Here is a 19,945-nt window from a genome sequence, read left to right on the forward strand (position 1 = left end):
GTCAACTTTGACTAGTTTGAATCATATGCATTTTTGACCATGCAAACAACAGATTTCGCGACATCGAGCCGTTAGCATGAAGCGCATGTCGACCACCCGCCTCGTCGTCCTCGGCGCCGTCAAGCAGTTCCAGCCCGTTCACGGCTACTTCCTCCGTCGCGAGCTCATGACCTGGCACGTCGACGAGTGGGCGCACATCCAGCCCGGCTCGATCTACAACGCCCTCCGCGCACTCGAGGTCGACGGCTACGTGGCGGAGAGCGGCACCGAGACCGAGGGCAAGCGCCCAGCGCGCACCACCTACCGCATCACGCCGGCCGGCGAGGTGGAGCTGCAGCGCATGCTGCGCGAGAACCTGTGGAATGTCGCGGCTTTCGACACCCAGGCGATCATGACCGTGGCGTCGTTCATGTTCGTCCTCAGCCGGCAGGAGGTCATCGCCGGGCTCGAGCATCGGCTCATCAAGAGCGACGCGATCATCACGCAGAACGGCTTCGACGTGCAGGACACCCTGCGCTCGGAGACGACCCCGGAGTACGTCCGCGAGATCTTCGACCTCTCCACCGCCCGACTCACCGCCGAGAAGGAGTGGCTCCTGACGCTGCTGGAGCGGCTGCGCGCCGGGGCGTACACGTTCGCCGGCGAGACGGCGGAGACGACGGAGGCGGAACCCGCTCCCCCGCGGTGACCCGCAGGGCGCACGCGACTCAGCGCCCGGCCACAAGCTCCTCCAGGGCGGCGACGGACAGCGCCGGAGTGGTCGCGCCGCGATGCCGGGCCACGATCGCCCCCGCGGCACAGGCGCGCACGAGAGCGTGCTCGATGTCGTGCCCCTGGGCGAGCCCCGCGGCGAGCGCACCGCAGAAGGCGTCCCCGGCCCCCGTCGTGTCGACGGCGTCGATGCGGAAAGCCGCCACGTGCACACCGGGTCGTCCCGGCCGGTGCAGCGTCACGCCCGCAGCCCCCTCCGTGAGCACGACCGCTCCGGCACCGGCGCTGAGGAGCCGCTCGACGCCGCCGAGCTCCGCGCACTCCGTCTCGTTCACGACCAGCACGTCCACCTCCGGGAGCAGCTCGACCGCCGTCTCGTGCGCGGGGGCGGCGTTGAGGATCGTGCGCGCCCCCGCGCCCCGGGCGGCCACGAGGGCGGCGGCGACCACCGCGAAGGGCACCTCGAGCTGAGCGAGCACGACAGCCGCACCGGCGATCCCGGCCAGGGCGTCCTCCGGAGTGAGCTCGCCGTTCGCGCCGGCCGCCACGAGGATGCTGTTGTCGCCGTCGTCGAAGGCCAGCACATGCGCGACCCCGGTCGGCGCGGACGCGGAGCGGCGGAGCGCGGCGTCCACGCCCGCCTCCGTCAGCGCCGCCTCCAGCACGGCTCCCGCCTCGTCCGCTCCGACGACACCGCAGAACCGCGTCGCGGCTCCCGTGCGCGCCGCCGCGACGGCCTGGTTGAGGCCCTTGCCGCCGGGGAAGCGTCCCCCGGCCCGACCGAGCAGCGTCTCGCCGACGCGGGGTGGGCGCGAGACCTCGACCACGAGATCGAGATTCGCGCTCCCCACGACGGCGACGCCGGCGAGGGTCTCAGACACGGGCCATCGACTGCCGGAACGACGAGCCCACGTGGGACTCGGCGAGCGCGGGCGTCGGGGTGCCCATCAGCCGTTCCCGCAGCGACTCCGGCTCGGCGGCGGGGTCGGTGATCGCCCCGCGCTCCTTGAGGATCGGCAGCACGTGCTCGATGAAGTCGGCGGTCGACGCCGGCGGGATCACCGGAGCGAAGAGGAAGCCGTCGAGGTCGGCGCCGTCGGCGAGCTCCATCATCCGGTCCGCCACCTGCTCAGGCGTGCCCACGATCGGGCGGGCGCCCACACCGTGCGCGTGCCAGTCCCCCAGCACATCGCCGACGGTCTTGTCGGCGAAGCGGGCGACCTGCGTCTGCGACAGTTCGGTGCTGAGCTCGGACATCGGCGTGCTCGGGTCGTACGACGACAGGTCGAGTCCGGTGAACCAGGCGTAGGACGCCACGGTGACCTCGGGGTTCTGCGCGTCGGCAACCTCCGCGTAGGTGCGGCGCGCCTCCTCCTCGGTGCTGCCGACGACCGCGGCGAACGCCGACATGATCTTCACCTCGTGCGCGCCACGGCCGTTCTTCACCGCCTCCTCGCGGATCGCCGACGAGTGCGCGCGGAGCTGCTCCACCGAGCCGCTCCCCACGAAGATCGCCTCGCCGTGCTTGCCGCCGAACTCGCGGCCGGCGGGCGAGGCCCCGGCCTGGAACAGCACCGGCGTGCCCTGCGGCGAGCGCTGCGTGTTGCCGTAGCCGTGCGAGCGGAAGTAGGGCCCGTCGTGGGCGATGCGGTGGACCTTGACCGGGTCGGCGAAACGGCCCGCCTTGTCGCGCTCCAGCGCCCCCTCCTCCCAGGCCTCCTCCCACAGCTTGTAGACGACCTGCATGAAGTCGTCCGCCATCAGGTAGCGCTCGTCGTGCCCGACCATCGGCACACCGAAGCCCTGCACCGCGGTGTCGGCGGTGCCGGTCGTGACGACGTTCCAGCCGATCCGGCCGCCGGACAGGATGTCGAGGGTGGCCAGGCGTCGGGCGAAGGAGTAGGGAGGCTCGAGCAGGGTCGACCCGGTGGCGACGAGGCCGAGGCGGGTGGTCTCCGGGATGAGCGCGGCGAGGATGATCGCCGGGTCGAGCCGGGGCAGGTCCAGGCCCTCGACCGAGCAGATGTCCGGACGCTCGCCGGCGACGTCGGCCCAGCCCCACGCGTCGGCGAGGAACAGGAAGTCGAAGCCCGCGTCCTCGACCAGGCGCGCGGTGTCGCGCCAGTAGTCGAGCTTGTCGAAGAGGTAGCGCCGGTTGTCGGGGTGGCGCCAGGTCGCGGTGCCGGAGTCGTTCGCCTGGGCGTTCTCGAAGAGTCCGAGCCGCAGGGTCTTCACGGGGTGCTGAGCGGTCATGGCGGATGCCTTCCTGGGAGTGGGGGATGGTGTCGTTCGGAGTTTCCGGGCACGCCGGGGGAACCCGGGGGCGCAGGGGTCGCGCCCCCGGGACCGGGGGGCGTACGGTCAGCCCTTCGCGGTGACCTCGCCGTCGCTCCACCACAGGACGCGCCGGCGCACGACCGCGAGGAGCACGATGAGCAGCACCCCGAGCAGGCAGAGCAGGGCGATGCTCGCCCAGGTCACGGGCAGATTCGCCTGCGCGGCCGACGTGGTGACGAGGGAGCCGAGACCGGCCTGCTGTCCTGCCGCGACGAACTCGGCCACGGCCGCGCCGACCACGGCGAGGGGCAGCGCGATCCGCAGACCGGCGAACACGTAGGGCATGCTGCCGGGGAATCGCAGCTCGCGGAAGATCTCCCATCGCGAGGCGTGCAGCGTCTTGAACACGTCCATGGCCTTCTGGTCCACGTCACGGAGACCGGCGAGCGAGTTCACGAGCATCGGGAAGAACACCACGAGGCCGGTGACGATGAACTTCGGCACCATGCCGAACCCGAAGGCGACGACGAGCGCCGGGGCGATCGCGACGATCGGCGTCACCATCACGATGATGACCAGCGGCATGACGGCGCGCTCGATGATCTGAAACTCGGCCATCACGACCGCCAGGAGGAAACCCGCCAGGATGCCGGCCGAGGCGCCGACGACGACCTCGAGCAGCGTCACGAGGAAGTTCGACCAGTACATCCCCGCGTCCTCGACGAGGCTGGCGCCGATGGCCTCCAACGTCGGGAGGACGTACGGGTTGGTCCACGCCACGATCTGCCAGAGCAGGGCCGCGATCACGAACGTGATCAGGGTCGGCACCCACGAGCCCCAGCGGAGCCACCCGGGGATGCCGCGGCGCGGCTGCGCCTTCAGCCGGGCGGTGGCGAGGGTGGCGGTGGTGTCTCTCATCGTCAGCTCAGACATGGGCCTTCTCCGTCTGCGCGCGCAGCGCACCGCGCACGACTGCCTCCAGGTCGCGGAACTCGTCCGTCGCGTACGCCTCCTCGGTCCGCGGCCGCGGGAGGTTCACGTCGATCACCTCGGCGATGCGTCCGGGGTGAGCCGCCATGACCACGATGCGGTCGGAGAGCATGATCGCCTCCGGCACCGAGTGCGTGACGAACATCACGGCCTTGCGGTTCGACTGCCAGAAGTCCAGCAGAGCGATCCGCTGCAGGTCGCGGTTCATCTCGTCGAGCGCGGAGAACGGCTCGTCCATCAGCATGATCGCCGGATCGAACACGAAGGCCCTGGCGATCGCGGCGCGCTGCTGCATGCCGCCGGAGAGCTGCCCCGGGTACTTCTTCAGCGCATGGCCGAGGCCGAACGTCGACAGCAGCTCGGCCGGGTCGCGGAGGGCGCGGTCGCCGTTGGCCCCTCGGTTGATCCGCACGGGGAGCTCGACGTTCTCGCGCACCGTCTTCCACGGCAGCAGCGCCGGGGACTGCGGAACGAGGCCGATCTTCTTGTCGCGGGAGGCCGCCGTGACGCTCTCGCCGTCGATCGTGACGGTGCCGGAGTCGGCGTCGAGGAGTCCGGCGACCACCTTGAGCAGCGTGGACTTGCCGCAGCCGCTGGGCCCGATCACCGACACGAACTCGCCCATGCCGATCGTGAGACTCACGTCGTCGAGCACGGTGACCTTCGCCCCGTCGACGCCGAAGGACTTCGAGACGTTCGTGACCTCGACGCCGGCGCCCTGTGCCGCGGCCATCACTTCTCCGCCCAGATGAGGGTGTCGCCGTCGTACAGGTCGGCCACGAGGTCCGGGTCCATCATGTCGGCGATGGCGGGGAGGTCCTTGACGTCGCCGTACTCCTGCACGATCTCGTACTCGGGCTGCCACATGTCCTCGGTCTGCACGCCGGGGTTGCCGCCCGCGCTCTCGCGCACCCAGGCCGACTCGACCTCCCACGTACGGGCGAGCTGATCGCGGGGGAACGCCGCACCCTGGCCGTTCTCCTCCGCCAGGGCCGCCAGCATGTCGATGCACTCGTCCGCCTCGTCGAGGCAGAACTGCAGGGCCTTGAGGCTCGCGCGCATGAAGTCGGCGGCCACCTCGCGGTGCTCGTCGAGGAAGCGCGAGTTCACCTCCATGACGTTGTACGTACCCTCGACGCCGAGGTCGGAGGGCAGGAACTCGCTGAACGGGAGGTCCTGCGCCTTGAGGGTCTGCGGCTGGTTGGAGGCGTAGCCGACGATCGCGTCGACCTGCTCGCGCACCACGACGGTCGGGTCGTAGTTGGTCATCTTCACCATCTCGACCTTCGAGACGTCGACCCCGGCCTCGTCGAGCATGGCCGAGGCGATGGGAGTGAGGTTGATGAAGTACCCCAGCGAGCCGCCTTCGAGGTCGGTGAGGTCGTCGAGCTTCTCGTTGCCGAAGATCGAGAACGGCGGGGTCGTGCCGTAGGTGGCGACGGCGGTGAGGTTCTTGCTGTTCGCCGCGGCGAGCATCACGTCGGAGGCGGAGCCGAGAGCGGTGAACTGCGCCTGCCCCGAGGCGACGAGCTGCTGCCCGTTCGCGCCGGAGGCGTTGATCTCCACGTCGAGGCAGAGGTCGTCGAAGTAGCCCAGCTCCTTCGCCAGGAACACGTCGAGCTGCCCGGCGCTGGCGGAGTAGCCGTAGCCGGAGATGTAGGTGATGGTGCCGGCATCCTGGTTGCGCTGGCAGGCGTCGCTGCCGCCCGCGCTCGTGGGGGCGGTATCGCCGCCGGGCGCCGGCGAGGAGCATGCTCCGAGCGTCAGCGTGGCGGCGAGAACGCACGTCAGGGTGGCAGTGGTGCGGAATCGGGTTTCCGCAGAGGAAGTAGCCATGAGGGTCCCTTCTCGGCCGTTCGTCATTGATGGCTCGATGAAAGTAACATAGTCAATCTTGACTAAGCAAGATCAGACTAAGTTCGGCTGCACGATCCAGCGACGGACGCACGACTCACCCGCCCACGGGGTCGTGCACGCGCAACACCGTCGTGCAGGCGAGGCACGGACGGGAGGGTTCGCGGAGGGGGCCGGGGGTGGGGCCGGGGCCGGTCCGGGTGGGGTCGGGGTCAGGCGGGGGTCGAGCGGAGCGGCCAGGCGGGCCACCAGCCGTCGTCGAGCCCGCGCAGCAGGGCGGTCGCGCGCTCCCGATCCTCCGCGGGCACCTCCGGGGCGGGGCCTGAGCTGGTCTCCCGCCGTTCGCCGTCCGGCGACCGGATCTCCGTGTACAGCCATGCACGGCGACCGACGGGGTACTTCTCCCGGAAGCCACCGGCGGCGATCGACAGCACGATCCGCTCCAGCTCGTCCGCCGCGGTCTCGGCGGTCTCGTCGCACGCATCGCAGATGCACGACGGCACGATCGCGTGGAACAGGGCGCCGGCGTCGACGCAGACGGAGGGAACGGCCGGCGTGATCGCGATCTGCGCACCGCGCGCCGGTGCGAGCACGATGCGCTCCGTCGCGCCCTCCTCCGCCTCTCGCCGCACCTCGACCGTGTACTCGCGACGGAGGTGCTCGACGAGCGCGTCGACCACGAGGGACAGCGGTGCGAAGCGCTCCGGGTGGGACTCGCGGGAGTACGACTCCTCCGGCGCGTCGCCGTCGGGCCAGCGGTGCCCGTAGCGAATGACGTCGCCGCTCTCGTCATGGAAGTCCAGGAGCGGGAGAACAGGCCGGACGTACGCCCGCGCCGGGACGACGACCGCGGGAGCGGAGTCCTCCGCGGACAGCGCCCTCATCTCCTGGTCATCGAGGTCGTCCTGCTCCCACGACGCGAGCATCTGCAGGAGCGCGTCCCGCTGCTCGGGCTGCTGCACCATCCCCTGCACGAGACCCGCGACCGGGATCGAGAGGGTGTTGGTCCCGATCTCCGGCTCGCCCGTCATCCGCCACGTCGCGGCCGGGTGCACGACCGCGATGACGTTGCCCACGAACCGCGCCGCCGCCGCGGCCAGCCTGTCGCTCTCGAGGACCTCAGGATGACCGGCGACGAAGTCCCACGTCGCCCCAAGATCGACGGCGAGCACTGCGGGGTCGGCCCCCTGGCCCCGCGCGAACTCGGCGAAGGGCCCGAAGCCGTCGACGAACCGGACCGGCCCCGGGGCATCCGCCTGCGGGGGCATCCACAGGATCGCGGCGGCACCCGCCTCGGGCATCGGGCCGAAGGGACCGGGGAAGACGTCGCTGCTCATCGACCGAGCGTACCGAGCCGGATCACCGCGGCGCGTGAACCTCCAGGAACTCGTACACATCGGTGGTGTCCACGCCGGGGAACGCCCCCGTGGGCAGAGTCGCCAGCAGCGTGCGCGGGGTCTTCACGTTGGGCCAGGAGTTCTCGCGCCACCGCTCCTCCAGCTCGGCGGGGGCTCGACGACAGCAGACCTCGACCGAGTGCTTCGACACGCCGCGGTGCGGGGTGTCCCTCCCCACGAACCACCGCGTGTCGTCGAACCGTACCCCCACGCTCACCGAGTGCAGGCCCTCGCTCGACGCCTCCACGCGGGCGGTGCACCAGTAGGTGCCGTTCCCTGTGTCGGTGTACTGGTAGTACGGGTTGAAGCGGTCGTCCTCGTCGAACACCACCCGAGAGGTCCACCGGCGGCAGCACATCTGCCCCTCGATGGCGCCGAGCCGGTCGGTCGGGAAGTTCACGTCGTCGTTCTCGTACGCCTTGGTGATCGTGCCCGACTCGTGCACCTTGAGGAAGTGGACGGGGATGTCGAGGTGCTGCGTCGCGAGGTTCGTGAAGCGGTGCGCCGCCGTCTCGTACGACACCGAGTACGCGTCGCGGAGGTCTTCGATGGAGATCGCGCGCCGCTGCTTGGCGTCCTGCAACGCAGGGACGACGTGCGCCTCCGGGATGAGGAGGGCGCCGGTGAGGTAGTTCGTCTCGACGCGCTGACGCAGGAACTCAGCGTAGCTGCGCGGCTCGGCGTGCCCCAGGATGCGACTCGACAGCGCCTGCAGCACCGCGGTGCGGGCATCGCCCTTCGCCGGCACACTGCTCGACAGATACAGCCGACCGTTCGCGAGGTCGGCGACGCTGCGGGTGGTCTGCGGCAGGTCGGCGGCGTAGTGCAGGGAGAAGCCGAGGTACGCCGCGATCTCGGAGGCGGTGCGCTGGGTGAGCGGCCCGCCGGGATGACCGACGGCCGCGAGGATCTCCGCCGCCTTCGCCTCGAGGTCGGCGAAGTGGTTGTCCTGTCGCCGCATCAGGTGCCGGAGCTCCACGTTGGCGCGCCGGGCCTCCTCCGGGGTCGCCGCGCGCTCGTCCTTCAGGCGGTCGATCTCACCGTGCAGGGCGAGCAGCGCCTTCAGCGCCTCCGTCGGCACGCTCTTGGCGATGCGGAACGGCGCGATGCCCAGCGCTTGGAACGTCTGCCCCTTCATCGCCCGCTCCAGGGCGATCTCGATCGCGCTGCGCTCGTCGAGTGGTTCCCCGGAAAGGAGCGCGTCGATGGTCACCCCGAGCGCACGGGCGATGGCCTGGAGCTGGGTGAGCTTGGGCTCGCGCTTGCCGGTCTCGATCATCGACATCTGGCTCGGCGCGCGATCGACCGCGGCGGCGAGCTCCTCGAGCGTCAGGCCCCGTGCTGTGCGCAGCTGGCGGATGCGTCGGCCGACGGTGAGGGCGTCGGTGCCTTCCGCGGTGTCGTCCATCTCGGCTCCTCTCGGCCCACCGTCCGCGTCGATGCGGGATGGGAAAAGCTCCGCGCGAGGCCGTGCCGGGGTTCTTTCTGATCCCGCCGGGCCGGGCGAGCGGTGCGTGAGGGCTGAGTCTGTCACGAAAACAGAAATTCGTGCAAACTTCTCCTCGATTCGGCACAGGAGAGCGAGAGAACTTCACACAGAGTGGAGGCACGCCATCGGCACCGACGCCGATTCCCATCCGAGGAGACACCATGACGAACACCGCAGCGACCCCCACCCCGCGCCCCGCCGGCCTGCGCGCCGGCGACCAGGTTCAGACGGCCGCGGAGCTCCAGGAGATCTGGGACACCGATCCCCGCTGGGACGGCGTCGAGCGCACGTACTCCGCTGAGGACGTCATCCGCATCCGCGGTTCGGTCCGCGAGGACGCCACCCTCGCCCACCGCGGTGCGGAGAACCTCTGGAACCTCCTGCACACGGAGGACTACGTCCGCGCACTCGGCGCCTACACCGGCGGCCAGGCCGTGCAGCAGGTACGCGCGGGATTGAAGGCCATCTACCTCTCCGGCTGGCAGGTCGCCGCCGACGGCAACCTCGCCGGACAGACCTACCCCGACCAGTCGCTCTACCCGGCGAACTCGGTCCCGGCGGTCGTGCGTCGCATCAACAACGCCCTGCTGCGACAGGACCAGCTCGAGCACGCCGAGGGCGAGACCACGCAGGACTGGCTCGCGCCCATCGTCGCCGATGCCGAGGCGGGCTTCGGCGGCCCGCTCAATGCCTACGAGCTCGCGCAGTCCCTCATCCAGTCCGGTGCCGCGGGCATCCACTGGGAGGACCAGCTCGCGAGCGAGAAGAAGTGCGGCCACCTCGGCGGCAAGGTGCTCGTGCCCACGCAGCAGCACATCCGCACGCTCAACGCGGCCCGCCTCGCAGCAGACGTCGCCGGCGTGCCGACCGTCATCATCGCCCGCACCGACGCCCTCGCCGCCGACCTGCTCACGAGCGACGTCGACGAGCGCGACCGGGAGTTCACCACCGGCGAGCGCACCTCGGAGGGCTTCTACCGGATCCGTCCGGGCATCGAGTCGGTCATCAGCCGCGGCCTCGCGTTCGCCCCCTACGCCGACCTGCTCTGGGTCGAGACCGGGGAGCCGGACATCGCGTTGGCACGGGAGTTCGCCGCGGCGATCCACGCACAGTTCCCCGGTAAGCTCCTGGCCTACAACTGCTCGCCGAGCTTCAACTGGAAGCGCCACCTGTCGGACGCCGAGATCGCGACGTTCCAGCAGGAGCTGGCAGACCTGGGCTACAAGTTCCAGTTCATCACCCTGGCCGGGTTCCACGCCCTGAACCACTCCATGTTCGACCTCGCCCGCGGCTACGCCGAGCGCGCCATGAGCGCCTACGTCGAGCTGCAGGAGGCCGAGTTCGCCGCCGAGGCCGACGGCTACACCGCCACCAAGCACCAGCGCGAGGCGGGCACCGGCTACTTCGACGTCATCTCCACCGCGCTCAACCCCGACAGCGCGACGCTCGCCCTGGCCGGTTCCACCGAGACCGCCCAGTTCCACTGACCCAGTACATCTCCCCCACTTCCCCCGAGACCCCCGGTTCTCGTCGAGACCCCGCCCCGCACACGCCGGGAGCCCGGGGTTTCGACGACAACCCGGGGGGTCGGCATCAGGCAAAGGACACCATCATGACCACCGCACCGATTCAGACGACCCGGCAGGGGCCCGCGATCGAGATCACCGGGCCCATGCGCGACCGCTACGACGAGATCCTCACCCCGGAGGCGATCGCCTTCCTCACCGAGCTCCACCACCGGTTCGCGTCCCGCCGCCATGACCGGCTGGCCGACCGGATGCGTCGCCGCTTCGAGATCGGCAACGGGCACGACCCGCAGTTCCGCGAGGACACCGCGCACATCCGTCAGGACACCACCTGGCGCGTCGCCGGCGCCGGCCCCGGGCTCGAGGACCGCCGCGTCGAGATCACCGGCCCCACCGACCCGAAGATGACGATCAACGCCCTGAATTCCGGGGCTCGCGTCTGGCTCGCCGACCAGGAGGACGCCACGAGCCCGACCTGGAAGAACGTCATCGAGGGGCAGCTGTCCCTCCGCGACGCGATCCGCGGCGAGCTCTCCTTCACCTCCCCGGAGGGCAAGGAGTACCGCGTCACGGCCGAGCGCACCCCGACGATCGTGATGCGTCCGCGCGGGTGGCATCTGCCGGAGAAGCACCTCGCCTTCATCGACCGCTCCGGCCGCCGCACCTCGGCGTCCGGCTCCCTGGTCGACTTCGGTCTCTACTTCCTGCACAACGCGCAGGCGCTGATCGAGGGCGGACGCGGACCGTACTTCTACATCGCGAAGCTGGAGTCGAGCGAAGAGGCGAAGCTGTGGGACGACGTCTTCTCGTTCAGCGAGGAGTACATCGGCATCCCGCACGGCACCATCCGCGCGACTGTGCTGATCGAGACGCTCCCGGCCGCGTTCGAGATGGACGAGATCCTGTACGAGCTGCGCGACCACTGCGCGGGCCTCAACGCCGGGCGCTGGGACTACATCTTCTCCATCATCAAGAACTACCGCGGCCGCGGCGCCCGCTTCGTGCTCCCCGACCGCAGCGAGGTCACGATGACGGTGCCGTTCATGCGGGCCTACACCGAGCTGCTCGTGCAGACGTGCCACAAGCGCGGTGCCTTCGCCATCGGCGGCATGAGCGCGTTCATCCCGAACCGCCGCGACCCCGAGGTGACGGCGCGCGCGGTCGAGAAGGTGTCGGCCGACAAGAAGCGCGAGGCCGGCGACGGCTTCGACGGCACCTGGGTCGCCCATCCGGACCTGATCCCCACGGCCCAGGCCGAGTTCGACGCCGTGCTCGGAGACCGCCCGAACCAGATCGACCGCCAGCGCGACGACGTGCACGTGGAGGCGCGCGACCTGCTCGACCTGCACATCGGCCGGCCGATCACGGCGCAGGGCGTGCGGGACAACGTCTCGGTGGCCATCCGCTACCTGGAGGCCTGGCTGCGTGGGCTCGGCGCCGTGGCGATCGACAACCTCATGGAGGATGCCGCGACCGCGGAGATCAGCCGCTCGCAGGTGTGGCAGTGGATCCACCAGGACCGCACCACGCAGGACGGCACCCCCATCACGGTCGAGTACGTCGAAGGGCTGATCGCCGAGGTGCTGGACGAGGTCGAGCGACGCGAGGGCGACCGCTTCGACGACGCCGCCGAGATCTTCCGCGAGGTCGCCCTCCGCGAGGAGTTCCCGACCTTCCTCACCCTGGGCGCCTACAGCCGGTTCCTGGTCGACGAGGACTGACGACGCCGGGATGCCGCGGGCCGCGAGGTCCGCGGCATCCTCACGTCCCACCCGGCCCGCACGCTCCCTGCCGGGCGTAGCCTGGAGCCATGAGCGCCGTATGGGACAGCATCGCCGAGGAGTTCCTGCACCTGTACCCGCGGGGGCGACGGCTGGTCGCGGTCGCCGGGGCCGACGCCGAGCGTTCGCGCGTGGCCGCGGATGGCCTGGCCGCCGCTCTCACCGCTGCCGGCCAGGCCGTCGAGCGCGCACACACCGCAGACGGGGAGGAAGCAGCCCTCCGCGCCGACGTCGTGGGGCCGTTCCGCGCCACCGACAGCGATGCCGTGCTCCTCGTGTCCGGGCCGGGCGCGATCGTGTCGCCGAGCGCACGCGGGATGTGGAACTACGTCCTCTGGCAGCTCGCCGGAGACGAGCCTCCGCACACCGCGGCGAACGCCCTGGTCGACGTGACCGATCCGGCCCATCCCACCCGGCGTTTCGCCGACTACTGCGCAGTCCCCTCCTCGTTCGAGACCTGAGTCGCCGCGCGCCGACTCAGTGGAACGACGCGGCAACCGAGTTGCGGTGGTAGTCGAACACGATGCTCGTACGGGTCGATGCCACGCTGCTCTGCGCGGACAGGTGCTCGAGCACGAACTCGCGCATCTCCGAAGAATCGGCGACCGCGATGTGCAGGAGGAAGTCGTCGTCTCCGCCGAGGAAGAACACCTGGATCACCTGCGGCAGCGCGCGCACGCGATCTGCGAACTCGACGATGCTCTCCCGGCGCGCGGCCGGGCGAAGACTGACGCCGATGATCGCCTGCAGTCCGGCGCCGAGCTCGCGTTCGTCGACGCTCGCATGGAATCCGGTGATGACCCCGCGCTCGATCAGCCCGCGCAGGCGTGCGTGCGCGGTCGACGGGGCGACTCCCAGTCGTCCGGCCAGCTCGGCGTTCGTCATCCTCCCGTCGACGGTGAGGAGCTGCACGATCCGCGCGTCGGTGGGGTCGAGAGCAGGCGCCCGAACACTGTTCGGCTCGGGCGACGTGGAGGCGGTGGTCATACGAAGCATTATTCAGGATTCGATCCTTCTCCGAAGAGTATTCATCGAATCTGTCGATGTCTCGACGTTTCTGCGATCCTTGTCTGCACCCTGCGCCCCCGAGACCTGGAGGATCCATGAAGATCGGCATCCCGACCGAAGTCAAGAACAACGAGAACCGCGTCGCCCTCACCCCGGCCGGAGCCGATCGGCTCGTGCGGGAAGGCCACCGGGTGCTCGTGCAGTCGGGAGCCGGCGTCGGGTCGAGCATCGATGACGACGCGTACCGCGCGGCCGGGGCGGAGATCGTCGCGACCGCCGCCGACGCGTGGGGCGAGGCCGACCTTCTCATCAAGGTCAAGGAGCCCGTGGCCGAGGAGTACGGCTTCCTCCGCCCCGACCTCACGCTCTTCACCTACCTCCACCTCGCAGCCGACCGCCCGCTGACCGAGGCGCTCGTCGCGGCCGGCACGACCGCCGTCGCCTACGAGACCGTGCAGCTGCCGGATCGCACGCTGCCACTGCTCGTGCCGATGAGCGAGATCGCCGGCCGCCTCTCCGTCGTCATGGGGTCCCACTCGCTGCTGCGTTCGCAGGGCGGCCGCGGCATGCTGCTGGGCGGCATCGCCGGCACCCCGCGGGCCAAGACCGTGGTGATCGGCGGCGGCGTCGCGGGCGAGCACGCCGCCGCGAACGCGCTCGGACTCGGGTCGAAGGTCACCGTCGTCGACGTGGCGCTCCCCCGCCTGCGCGACCTCGAGCACCGCTACGGCGGCGCCCTGGAGACGCGCGCGTCGAGCCGGTACGACATCGCTGAGGAGCTGACGACGGCGGACCTCGTGATCGGCTCGGTCCTCATCCCCGGCGCCGCGGCCCCCAAGCTGGTGACCGACGACATGGTCGCGGCCATGAAGCCGGGGTCCGTGCTCGTCGACATCGCGATCGACCAGGGCGGCTGCTTCGAGGGCTCCCGTCCGACGACCCACGACGACCCGACCTTCGCCGTGCACGACTCGATCTACTACTGCGTCGCGAACATGCCGGGGGCCGTGCCGACGACCGCGACCCGGGCCCTGACGAACGCCACGCTCCCCTACGTCTCGGCGATCGCGGCCAAGGGCTGGGAGCGGGCGGCCTCCGACGACGCTGCCCTCGCGAAGGGCCTCAACGTGCAGGGGGGACGCATCACGCTGGACGCCGTCGCCCGTGCGCACGGCCTCACGACCGACTGACCTGTCGAACCCGAAAGAACCTCGGATCTTGGCGGCATCCCACACCTCACCCGTCGTATCGACGCGAGTACGCTCGTAACCGTGACCGAACGCGCTCCTCTCTCCCGCAAGCTGTCCGCCATCGCCGAGTCCGCGACCCTCAAGGTCGACGCCAAGGCCAAGGCCCTCAAGGCCGAGGGCAAGCCCGTCATCTCGTATGCCGCGGGCGAGCCCGACTTCGCCACGCCGCAGTTCATCGTGGATGCGGCGGCCGAGGCACTGGCCGACCCCGCGAGCTACCGGTACACCCCCGCTCCCGGGCTGCCGGCGCTTCGTGAGGCGATCGCCGCCAAGACGCTCCGCGACTCCGGACTCGAGGTCTCCCCCGGCCAGATCATCGTCACCAACGGCGGGAAGCAGTCGGTGTACCAGGCGTTCCAGGCGGTCGTGAACCCCGGCGACGAGGTGCTGCTGCCGGCCCCGTACTGGACGACCTACCCGGAGGCGATCCGTCTCGCCGACGGCACCCCCGTCGAGGTCTTCGCCGGCGCCGACCAGGAGTACAAGGTGACGGTCGAGCAGCTCGAGGCGGCGCGCACCGACCGCACGACCGTCCTCGTCTTCGTGTCGCCGTCGAACCCCACCGGCTCCGTGTACACCGCCGAGGAGACGAAGGCCATCGGCGAGTGGGCGGTGGAGCACGGCATCTGGATCATCAGCGACGAGATCTATCAGAACCTCACCTACGAGGGCGTCAAGGCGACCTCGATCGTCGAGGCAGTCCCGGAGGCCGCGAACCAGACGATCCTCGTCAACGGGGTCGCGAAGACCTACGCGATGACCGGCTGGCGCGTGGGCTGGATGGTGGGTCCGGCCGACGCCATCAAGATCGCCGGCAACCTGCAGTCGCACCTCACCAGCAACGTGAACAACGTCGCGCAGAAGGCGGCGATCGCGGCGCTCAACGGCCCGCAGGACGAGGCCGAGCAGATGCGCGAGGCCTTCGACCGCCGCCGTCAGCTCATCGTCTCGGAGCTGTCGAAGATCGACGGCCTCGTGGTCCCGAACCCGCTGGGCGCGTTCTACGTGTACCCCGACGTGCAGGGCCTGCTCGGTCGCACCTGGGGTGGCGTGACCCCGACCACCTCGCTGGAGCTCGCCGACCTCATCCTCGACCAGGCCGAGGTCGCCGTGGTCCCCGGCGAGGCCTTCGGTCCGTCGGGCTACATCCGCATGTCCTACGCGCTCGGCGACGACCAGCTCCTGGAGGGCGTGCAGCGCCTGCAGCGCCTGTTCTCCTCGTCTTCCTGACCTCGAGACCCCGCTTTACCGCCGAGACCCCCTCGTACCTGCGCAGGTACGAGGGGGTCTCGGCGTGAATCCGGGGTCTCGGCGTGGGAGGTGGGCGGGTCAGTCCTCGGGGTGGAAGCCGATCAGCCAACGGATGCCGTAGCGGTCCACCAGGGTGCCGTCGAAGTCTCCCCACGGGCGCTGCTGGAGAGGATCGATGACGCGGCCACCGGCGGAAAGCTCGTCGTACCACCGGGTCAGCGTTCCGGGGTCGGCGGTGCCGAGGAGCGAGAGGAACATCCCGCTCATCTGCACCGCGTCGTCATCGGCTCCCGCGTCGGCCCCGGCGAGCTCGACCGGGCCGCTGAGCTGTCCGTGCGCGACCGCGTCCCCCGGGCCGTCGTGACGACCGGCGCTCGCATAGTCCATCAGCTGGAGCTCGCCGCCGAAGACGTCGCGGTAGTGGCCGAGCGCTTCTGCGGCGTTGCCGGGGAACAGCAGGTACGGGATCAGTCCGCTCATCCCGCGAGCGTAGTCCGCCGTGGCCCCGGCGGCCACCCGACGGGAACGACGAACGGCCGCCGCCCGGAGGCGACGGCCGCTCGTGCGAGCGCGGTCAGGAGACGGGGATCACCGCGTAGAGGATCCAGGTCAGCGCGAAGCCGGCCACACCGAGCACCGTCGTGAGCGGCGTCCACGTGCGCAGACCGTCCTTCACCGACAGGCCGAGGTACCGCGTGACCACCCAGAATCCGGAGTCGTTCACGTGGCTGAGACCGAGGCCTCCGTAGCCGATCGCGACCGCGAGCAGCGCGGTGTGCACGGTGTCGAGTCCCATCGCGGAGACCGACGGCAGCAGGAGTCCTGCGGTCGTGGCGATCGCGACGGTGGCGGACCCCTGGGCGGCACGCATGATGAGCGAGATGAGGAAGGCCGCGAGCAGCAGGGGCATCCCGCTGGACGCGAGCACGTCGGCGACCGCTCCACCGATCCCGGTCTCGGTCAGGACCCGGCCGAAGGCGCCACCGGCACCGGTAACGAGGATGATGACGGCGGCGGCCGGCAGCGCCGACTCCATGACCTCGCCGAGGTGCGCGGCCGACCAGCCGCGGCGCACGCCGAGCAGGTACATCGCGGCGGCGATCGCGACCATGAGAGCGAAGATCGGCTGCCCGACCATGCTGAGGAACCCGTTCCAGAACGTGCCCGCCTCGAACAGCGGCGCGACCGCGGTGCCGAGCATGATGAGCACGAGCGGCAGGAGGATGAGCCCGAGGACCGTTCCCGCACCCGGCGCCTTCTCGCCCGCACCGAGCCCGCCGGTGAGCGTCGACTTCTCCGTGCCGAAGTTGTCGTACATCTCCTTCGTGGCCGCGAGCATCGCGAACTCGCGGGTGTTGATCCACTTCGCCACGAGGTAGGACAGCACACCGAGCGGCACGGAGATCGCGAGGGAGAAGATCGTGACCCAGCCGATGTCGGCGCCGAGGATCGCGGAACCGCCGACGATGCCCGGATGCGGCGGCACCGCGACGTGCACCGCGAGCATGATGCCGGCCACGGGGAGGCCGAACTTGATCGGGTTGAGACCGGCCGCCTTCGAGAAGGCGAACACGATGGGGATGAGGATGATGAACCCCGCGTCGAAGAACACCGGGATCGCGAGGACGCCGGCGGCGATGACGAGCGCGATGCCGACGCGCTTCGGGCCCAGCCAGCCGGTGAAACGGCCGGCGAGCGCATCGGCGCCGCCGGACAGCTCGATGATCTTGCCGAGCATCGACCCGAGCGCGACGAGCACGGCCACCGAGCCCAGCGTGCCGCCGACACCGGCGATGATCGCCTGGATGACGCCGAGCTGCTCGGGGGTGTCGCCGTCGGCGGGGATCGTGGTCAGCGGCAGGCCCGCCGCGATGCCGACGATGATCGACACGAGGATGAGGGCGTAGAACGCCTGCATCTTGAACCGGATGATGAGCAGGAGCAGCAGGCCGAGGCCCGCCAGGCCGATCAGGATGAGGATCGGAAGAGGAAGCATCTCTGGATCTCTTCTTTCAGTGAGGGCGCGACGTCGCGCTCAGGACAGTCGTTCGGGTGCGACGACGCGGATGACGGCGGAGTCGTCCAGGGCGCCGAGGCCCTGCGCTTCGCCGAGGAGGAACAGCTGCTCGGCCGCGGCGGCGACCGGCGTGGACAGGTGCGCACGGCGGGCGGCGTCGCCGACGATGCCGAGGTCCTTGACGAAGATGTCGAGGCGGCTGAGCACCTCGGCGCCGTCCTCGTCGTAGGCCTGCAGGGCGCGCGGACCGCGGTTGCCGAGCATGAAGGAGTTCGCAGCACCGGCCGTCAGCGCGTCCAGCGTGCGGGCGCGGTCCAGCCCGAGGGCGTCGGCGAGCGCGAGCGCTTCCGCGGCCGCGGCGATGTGCACGCCGCAGAGGAGCTGGTTGACGGTCTTCAGCGCCTGGCCGTCGCCGGGCTTGTCGCCGACGATGGACAGCGTGGAGGCGAGCTGGTCCAGCACGGGGCGTGCCGTCTCCAGAGCGGTCGGGGTAGCGCCGACGACGATGAGGAGGTCGCCCTCCCCCGCACGGACCGGTCCGCCGGAGAGCGGGGCGTCGACGAGCTGCGCACCGTGCGCGGCGAGCTGTGCGGCGATCGCGTCGATGCCGTCCGTGCCCACCGTGCTGGTGAGGATCACGACGGCGCCGTCGGCGAGGTGTGGGGCGAGCCCGTCCTCGCCGAAGAGCAGCGCCTCGAGCTGCGCGCCGGTGCGGACGGCGACCAGCACCGCATCCGCACCGTCCACGGCGTCCGCCGCCGAGGGGGCCGGCGTGACCCCGGCTTCCGCGGCGAGGGCGACGCGCTCGGCGGCGATGTCGAAGCCGCGCACCGCGAAGCGCTCGGCGAGGCGGGTGGCCATCGGCAGCCCCATGGCGCCGAGTCCGATGACAGCGACGGTGGATGTCATGAGTGTCCTTCCGGGTTGTTTCCATCGTCGCCTGCGAGCGTGGCGACGACCGTGACGAGGGAGTCCGCGTCGCCGACGTTGCCGGCGAACACGACGTACGGGATGCCGACCGCGGGGCCGGTCTCCGGCTGCCATAGCGAGACGAGGCCGGGCAGCATGGGGCCGAGCACGGTGGCCCGGCGGATCTCGAGGGCCTCGCTCGCGACATCGCTGGAGGTGATGCCGCCCTTCGCGATGACGAAGCGGGGCGGAGCGATGGCGAGCACCCGGCGCACGAGCTCGACCACGCCGCTGGAGATGCGGCGGGCGATCGCGAGGCTCTCGTCGCCGTCTGCCCCGGTGACGAGTTCGCGTGTGGTGTGCACGATCACGGTCCCCGTGGCGAGTGCCTCGGCCACGGCGTGGGCCTGCGCCTCGAGATGAGCCTCGCGCTCGGAGCCGATGAGGGCGCGCACGTCGAGCTCGATCGTGCGGGTGTTCGGCCGCGCCGCCGTGAGAGCTTCGAGCTGGGCGGTGGTGAGCGGCACATGGCTTCCCACGACCACGAGACCGCCACGGTCATGCGCGAAGGGGATGTCCTCTGCGCGGACCGGCTCGGCGATCTCCTGTCCGATGTGCGCACGCACGTAGGGCGGGCCGACGCGGAGGAGCACGTCGCGGTCCCGCAGGCGGTGCAGCGCGAGCGCGACGACGCGCATGTCCGATTCCTCGACCACGTCGACCGCGACGACCGTGCCGTCGGTCAGCGCGTCGAGGAAGCCGGCCACCGCGTCCACTCCGGCGCGGATGGTGCGGATGTCGAGACCCGCGACCGCGGATGCCGGGATGCGTCCGCCCGTCTTCTCGGCGACCCACTCGCGCAGGTCGGAAGAGGCGTAGCCGAAGGTCGCGTCCGCCGCGAAGGGTGTCTCGCCGACCGGGGTGGCCTCGCCGTCGGTGACCCAGTAGTGCACGGAGTCGACCGTGATGCGGCCGGCGTCGGGGAAGGCGGGCACGAGCAGGGTCAGCGCGGGGGCGTGGCCGGTACGGGATCCGATCTCCGCGGCGAGGACGTCGGTCTCGAGCGGGAAGTGGCCGCGCAGCGTCGAGTCACCCCGGGAGACGAACGTGACGCGCCGCCCCTGCGCCTCCGCGGCGGCGAGGGCCACGTCGACGATCTCGCGGTTGCGGGCGGCGGCGCCGTCCTCGTCGAGGGACCGGGTGTTCGTGAGCACATACACGGCGGCGGCGCCCGTCGCGAGGGCCTCGTCCAGATCGGCGCGCTCCCATCGAGTGAGGACGGGGAGGTTCGCGACCGACTGCGTGCCGGTCGGGTCGTCGTCGAGGACGAGGAGCACGTCGGTGGGGTCGACCTCGGTGCGGACATCGGCCGCGGTGACGGCGACGGGTGCGGGCAGGGGGGCCAGCAGGTCGTCGATGTGCACACGAACTCCTTCGTTCCGGAGAGGGTCCGTGGTGGGGGCCACGGACCGGGGATCTGCATCG

Annotated in this window: 18 protein-coding genes; 6 read left to right on the forward strand and 12 right to left on the reverse strand. The window is 70.6% G+C overall.

Annotation, left to right across the window (positions count from 1 at the left end; translation table 11 throughout):
• The first annotated feature begins 85 nt into the window (after positions 1–85).
• Positions 86–688: a PadR family transcriptional regulator gene (locus DW296_RS13180; RefSeq protein ID WP_025102352.1), complete on the forward strand. Its 603-nt coding sequence runs from the start codon at positions 86–88 to the stop codon at positions 686–688.
• A 19-nt stretch (positions 689–707) separates the two neighbouring features.
• Here DW296_RS13180 and DW296_RS13185 read toward each other — a convergent pair whose 3' ends face one another.
• The 7 genes from DW296_RS13185 to DW296_RS13215 form a co-directional block, all read right to left on the reverse strand.
• The gene (locus DW296_RS13185; RefSeq protein WP_136052594.1) at positions 708–1,592 is read right to left on the reverse strand and encodes a ribokinase; all 885 of its coding nucleotides are present in this window, start codon (positions 1,590–1,592) and stop codon (positions 708–710) included.
• Entirely contained in the window at positions 1,585–2,964 is a 1,380-nt protein-coding gene (locus tag DW296_RS13190; RefSeq protein ID WP_136052595.1) for an NtaA/DmoA family FMN-dependent monooxygenase, read from the reverse strand. Before DW296_RS13190 ends, DW296_RS13185 begins: the two co-directional genes overlap by 8 nt.
• A gap of 108 nt (positions 2,965–3,072) precedes the next feature.
• Positions 3,073–3,921 carry an ABC transporter permease gene (locus DW296_RS13195; protein ID WP_136052596.1) on the reverse strand — a complete coding sequence of 283 codons (849 nt, stop codon included), beginning with the start codon at positions 3,919–3,921 and terminating at the stop codon, positions 3,073–3,075.
• Positions 3,914–4,711, reverse strand: coding sequence for an ABC transporter ATP-binding protein (locus DW296_RS13200; RefSeq protein ID WP_136052597.1), 798 nt, complete (start codon positions 4,709–4,711; stop codon positions 3,914–3,916). Before DW296_RS13200 ends, DW296_RS13195 begins: the two co-directional genes overlap by 8 nt.
• Positions 4,711–5,814 carry an ABC transporter substrate-binding protein gene (locus DW296_RS13205; protein WP_240743091.1) on the reverse strand — a complete coding sequence of 368 codons (1,104 nt, stop codon included), beginning with the start codon at positions 5,812–5,814 and terminating at the stop codon, positions 4,711–4,713. Before DW296_RS13205 ends, DW296_RS13200 begins: the two co-directional genes overlap by 1 nt.
• A gap of 230 nt (positions 5,815–6,044) precedes the next feature.
• Positions 6,045–7,169 carry a DUF6226 family protein gene (locus tag DW296_RS13210; protein ID WP_136052599.1) on the reverse strand — a complete coding sequence of 375 codons (1,125 nt, stop codon included), beginning with the start codon at positions 7,167–7,169 and terminating at the stop codon, positions 6,045–6,047.
• A 22-nt stretch (positions 7,170–7,191) separates the two neighbouring features.
• Positions 7,192–8,637 carry a helix-turn-helix transcriptional regulator gene (locus DW296_RS13215; RefSeq protein WP_136052600.1) on the reverse strand — a complete coding sequence of 482 codons (1,446 nt, stop codon included), beginning with the start codon at positions 8,635–8,637 and terminating at the stop codon, positions 7,192–7,194.
• 242 nt (positions 8,638–8,879) lie between these two features.
• Between DW296_RS13215 and aceA the strand changes: the two genes are divergently transcribed.
• The 3 genes from aceA (at position 8,880) to DW296_RS13230 (ending at position 12,486) form a co-directional block, all read left to right on the forward strand.
• On the forward strand, positions 8,880–10,205 hold the full coding sequence (gene aceA, locus DW296_RS13220) for an isocitrate lyase (protein ID WP_136052601.1): 1,326 nt from the start codon (positions 8,880–8,882) through the stop codon (positions 10,203–10,205).
• A 125-nt stretch (positions 10,206–10,330) separates the two neighbouring features.
• Positions 10,331–11,965, forward strand: a complete 1,635-nt coding sequence (gene aceB / locus DW296_RS13225) for a malate synthase A (RefSeq protein WP_136052602.1) — start codon at positions 10,331–10,333, stop codon at positions 11,963–11,965.
• A gap of 89 nt (positions 11,966–12,054) precedes the next feature.
• Complete coding sequence (locus DW296_RS13230) at positions 12,055–12,486, forward strand: hypothetical protein (protein ID WP_136052603.1); 432 nt, start codon at positions 12,055–12,057, stop codon at positions 12,484–12,486.
• 16 nt (positions 12,487–12,502) lie between these two features.
• Here the strand turns inward: DW296_RS13230 and DW296_RS13235 are convergent, their stop codons facing one another.
• Entirely contained in the window at positions 12,503–13,021 is a 519-nt protein-coding gene (locus tag DW296_RS13235) for an Lrp/AsnC family transcriptional regulator (RefSeq protein ID WP_136052604.1), read from the reverse strand.
• Positions 13,022–13,128: 107 nt separating this feature from the next.
• Here DW296_RS13235 and ald point away from each other — a divergent pair, with 107 nt between their 5' ends.
• Together ald and DW296_RS13245 are read left to right on the forward strand one after the other, a co-directional pair.
• Positions 13,129–14,223, forward strand: coding sequence for an alanine dehydrogenase (ald, locus tag DW296_RS13240; protein WP_136052605.1), 1,095 nt, complete (start codon positions 13,129–13,131; stop codon positions 14,221–14,223).
• An 81-nt stretch (positions 14,224–14,304) separates the two neighbouring features.
• Positions 14,305–15,513: a pyridoxal phosphate-dependent aminotransferase gene (locus DW296_RS13245; RefSeq protein ID WP_136052606.1), complete on the forward strand. Its 1,209-nt coding sequence runs from the start codon at positions 14,305–14,307 to the stop codon at positions 15,511–15,513.
• Positions 15,514–15,612: 99 nt separating this feature from the next.
• On the opposite strand, the gene DW296_RS13250 is transcribed toward DW296_RS13245, so the two are convergent.
• The 4 genes from DW296_RS13250 to DW296_RS13265 all read right to left on the reverse strand — a co-directional run bounded on the left by DW296_RS13250 (position 15,613) and on the right by DW296_RS13265 (position 19,884).
• Positions 15,613–16,014, reverse strand: a complete 402-nt coding sequence (locus DW296_RS13250; RefSeq protein ID WP_136052607.1) for a VOC family protein — start codon at positions 16,012–16,014, stop codon at positions 15,613–15,615.
• Between the two features lie 94 nt (positions 16,015–16,108).
• Complete coding sequence (locus tag DW296_RS13255) at positions 16,109–17,530, reverse strand: GntP family transporter (RefSeq protein WP_136052608.1); 1,422 nt, start codon at positions 17,528–17,530, stop codon at positions 16,109–16,111.
• A 39-nt stretch (positions 17,531–17,569) separates the two neighbouring features.
• Complete coding sequence (locus DW296_RS13260) at positions 17,570–18,460, reverse strand: NAD(P)-dependent oxidoreductase (RefSeq protein ID WP_136052609.1); 891 nt, start codon at positions 18,458–18,460, stop codon at positions 17,570–17,572.
• Positions 18,457–19,884: a four-carbon acid sugar kinase family protein gene (locus tag DW296_RS13265; RefSeq protein ID WP_136052610.1), complete on the reverse strand. Its 1,428-nt coding sequence runs from the start codon at positions 19,882–19,884 to the stop codon at positions 18,457–18,459. Before DW296_RS13265 ends, DW296_RS13260 begins: the two co-directional genes overlap by 4 nt.
• Positions 19,885–19,945: the final 61 nt, after the last annotated feature.

Origin of the sequence: Microbacterium sp. K36 (assembly GCF_004794355.1) — a bacterium.
In the GTDB taxonomy this organism is placed as follows: domain Bacteria; phylum Actinomycetota; class Actinomycetes; order Actinomycetales; family Microbacteriaceae; genus Microbacterium; species Microbacterium paraoxydans_D.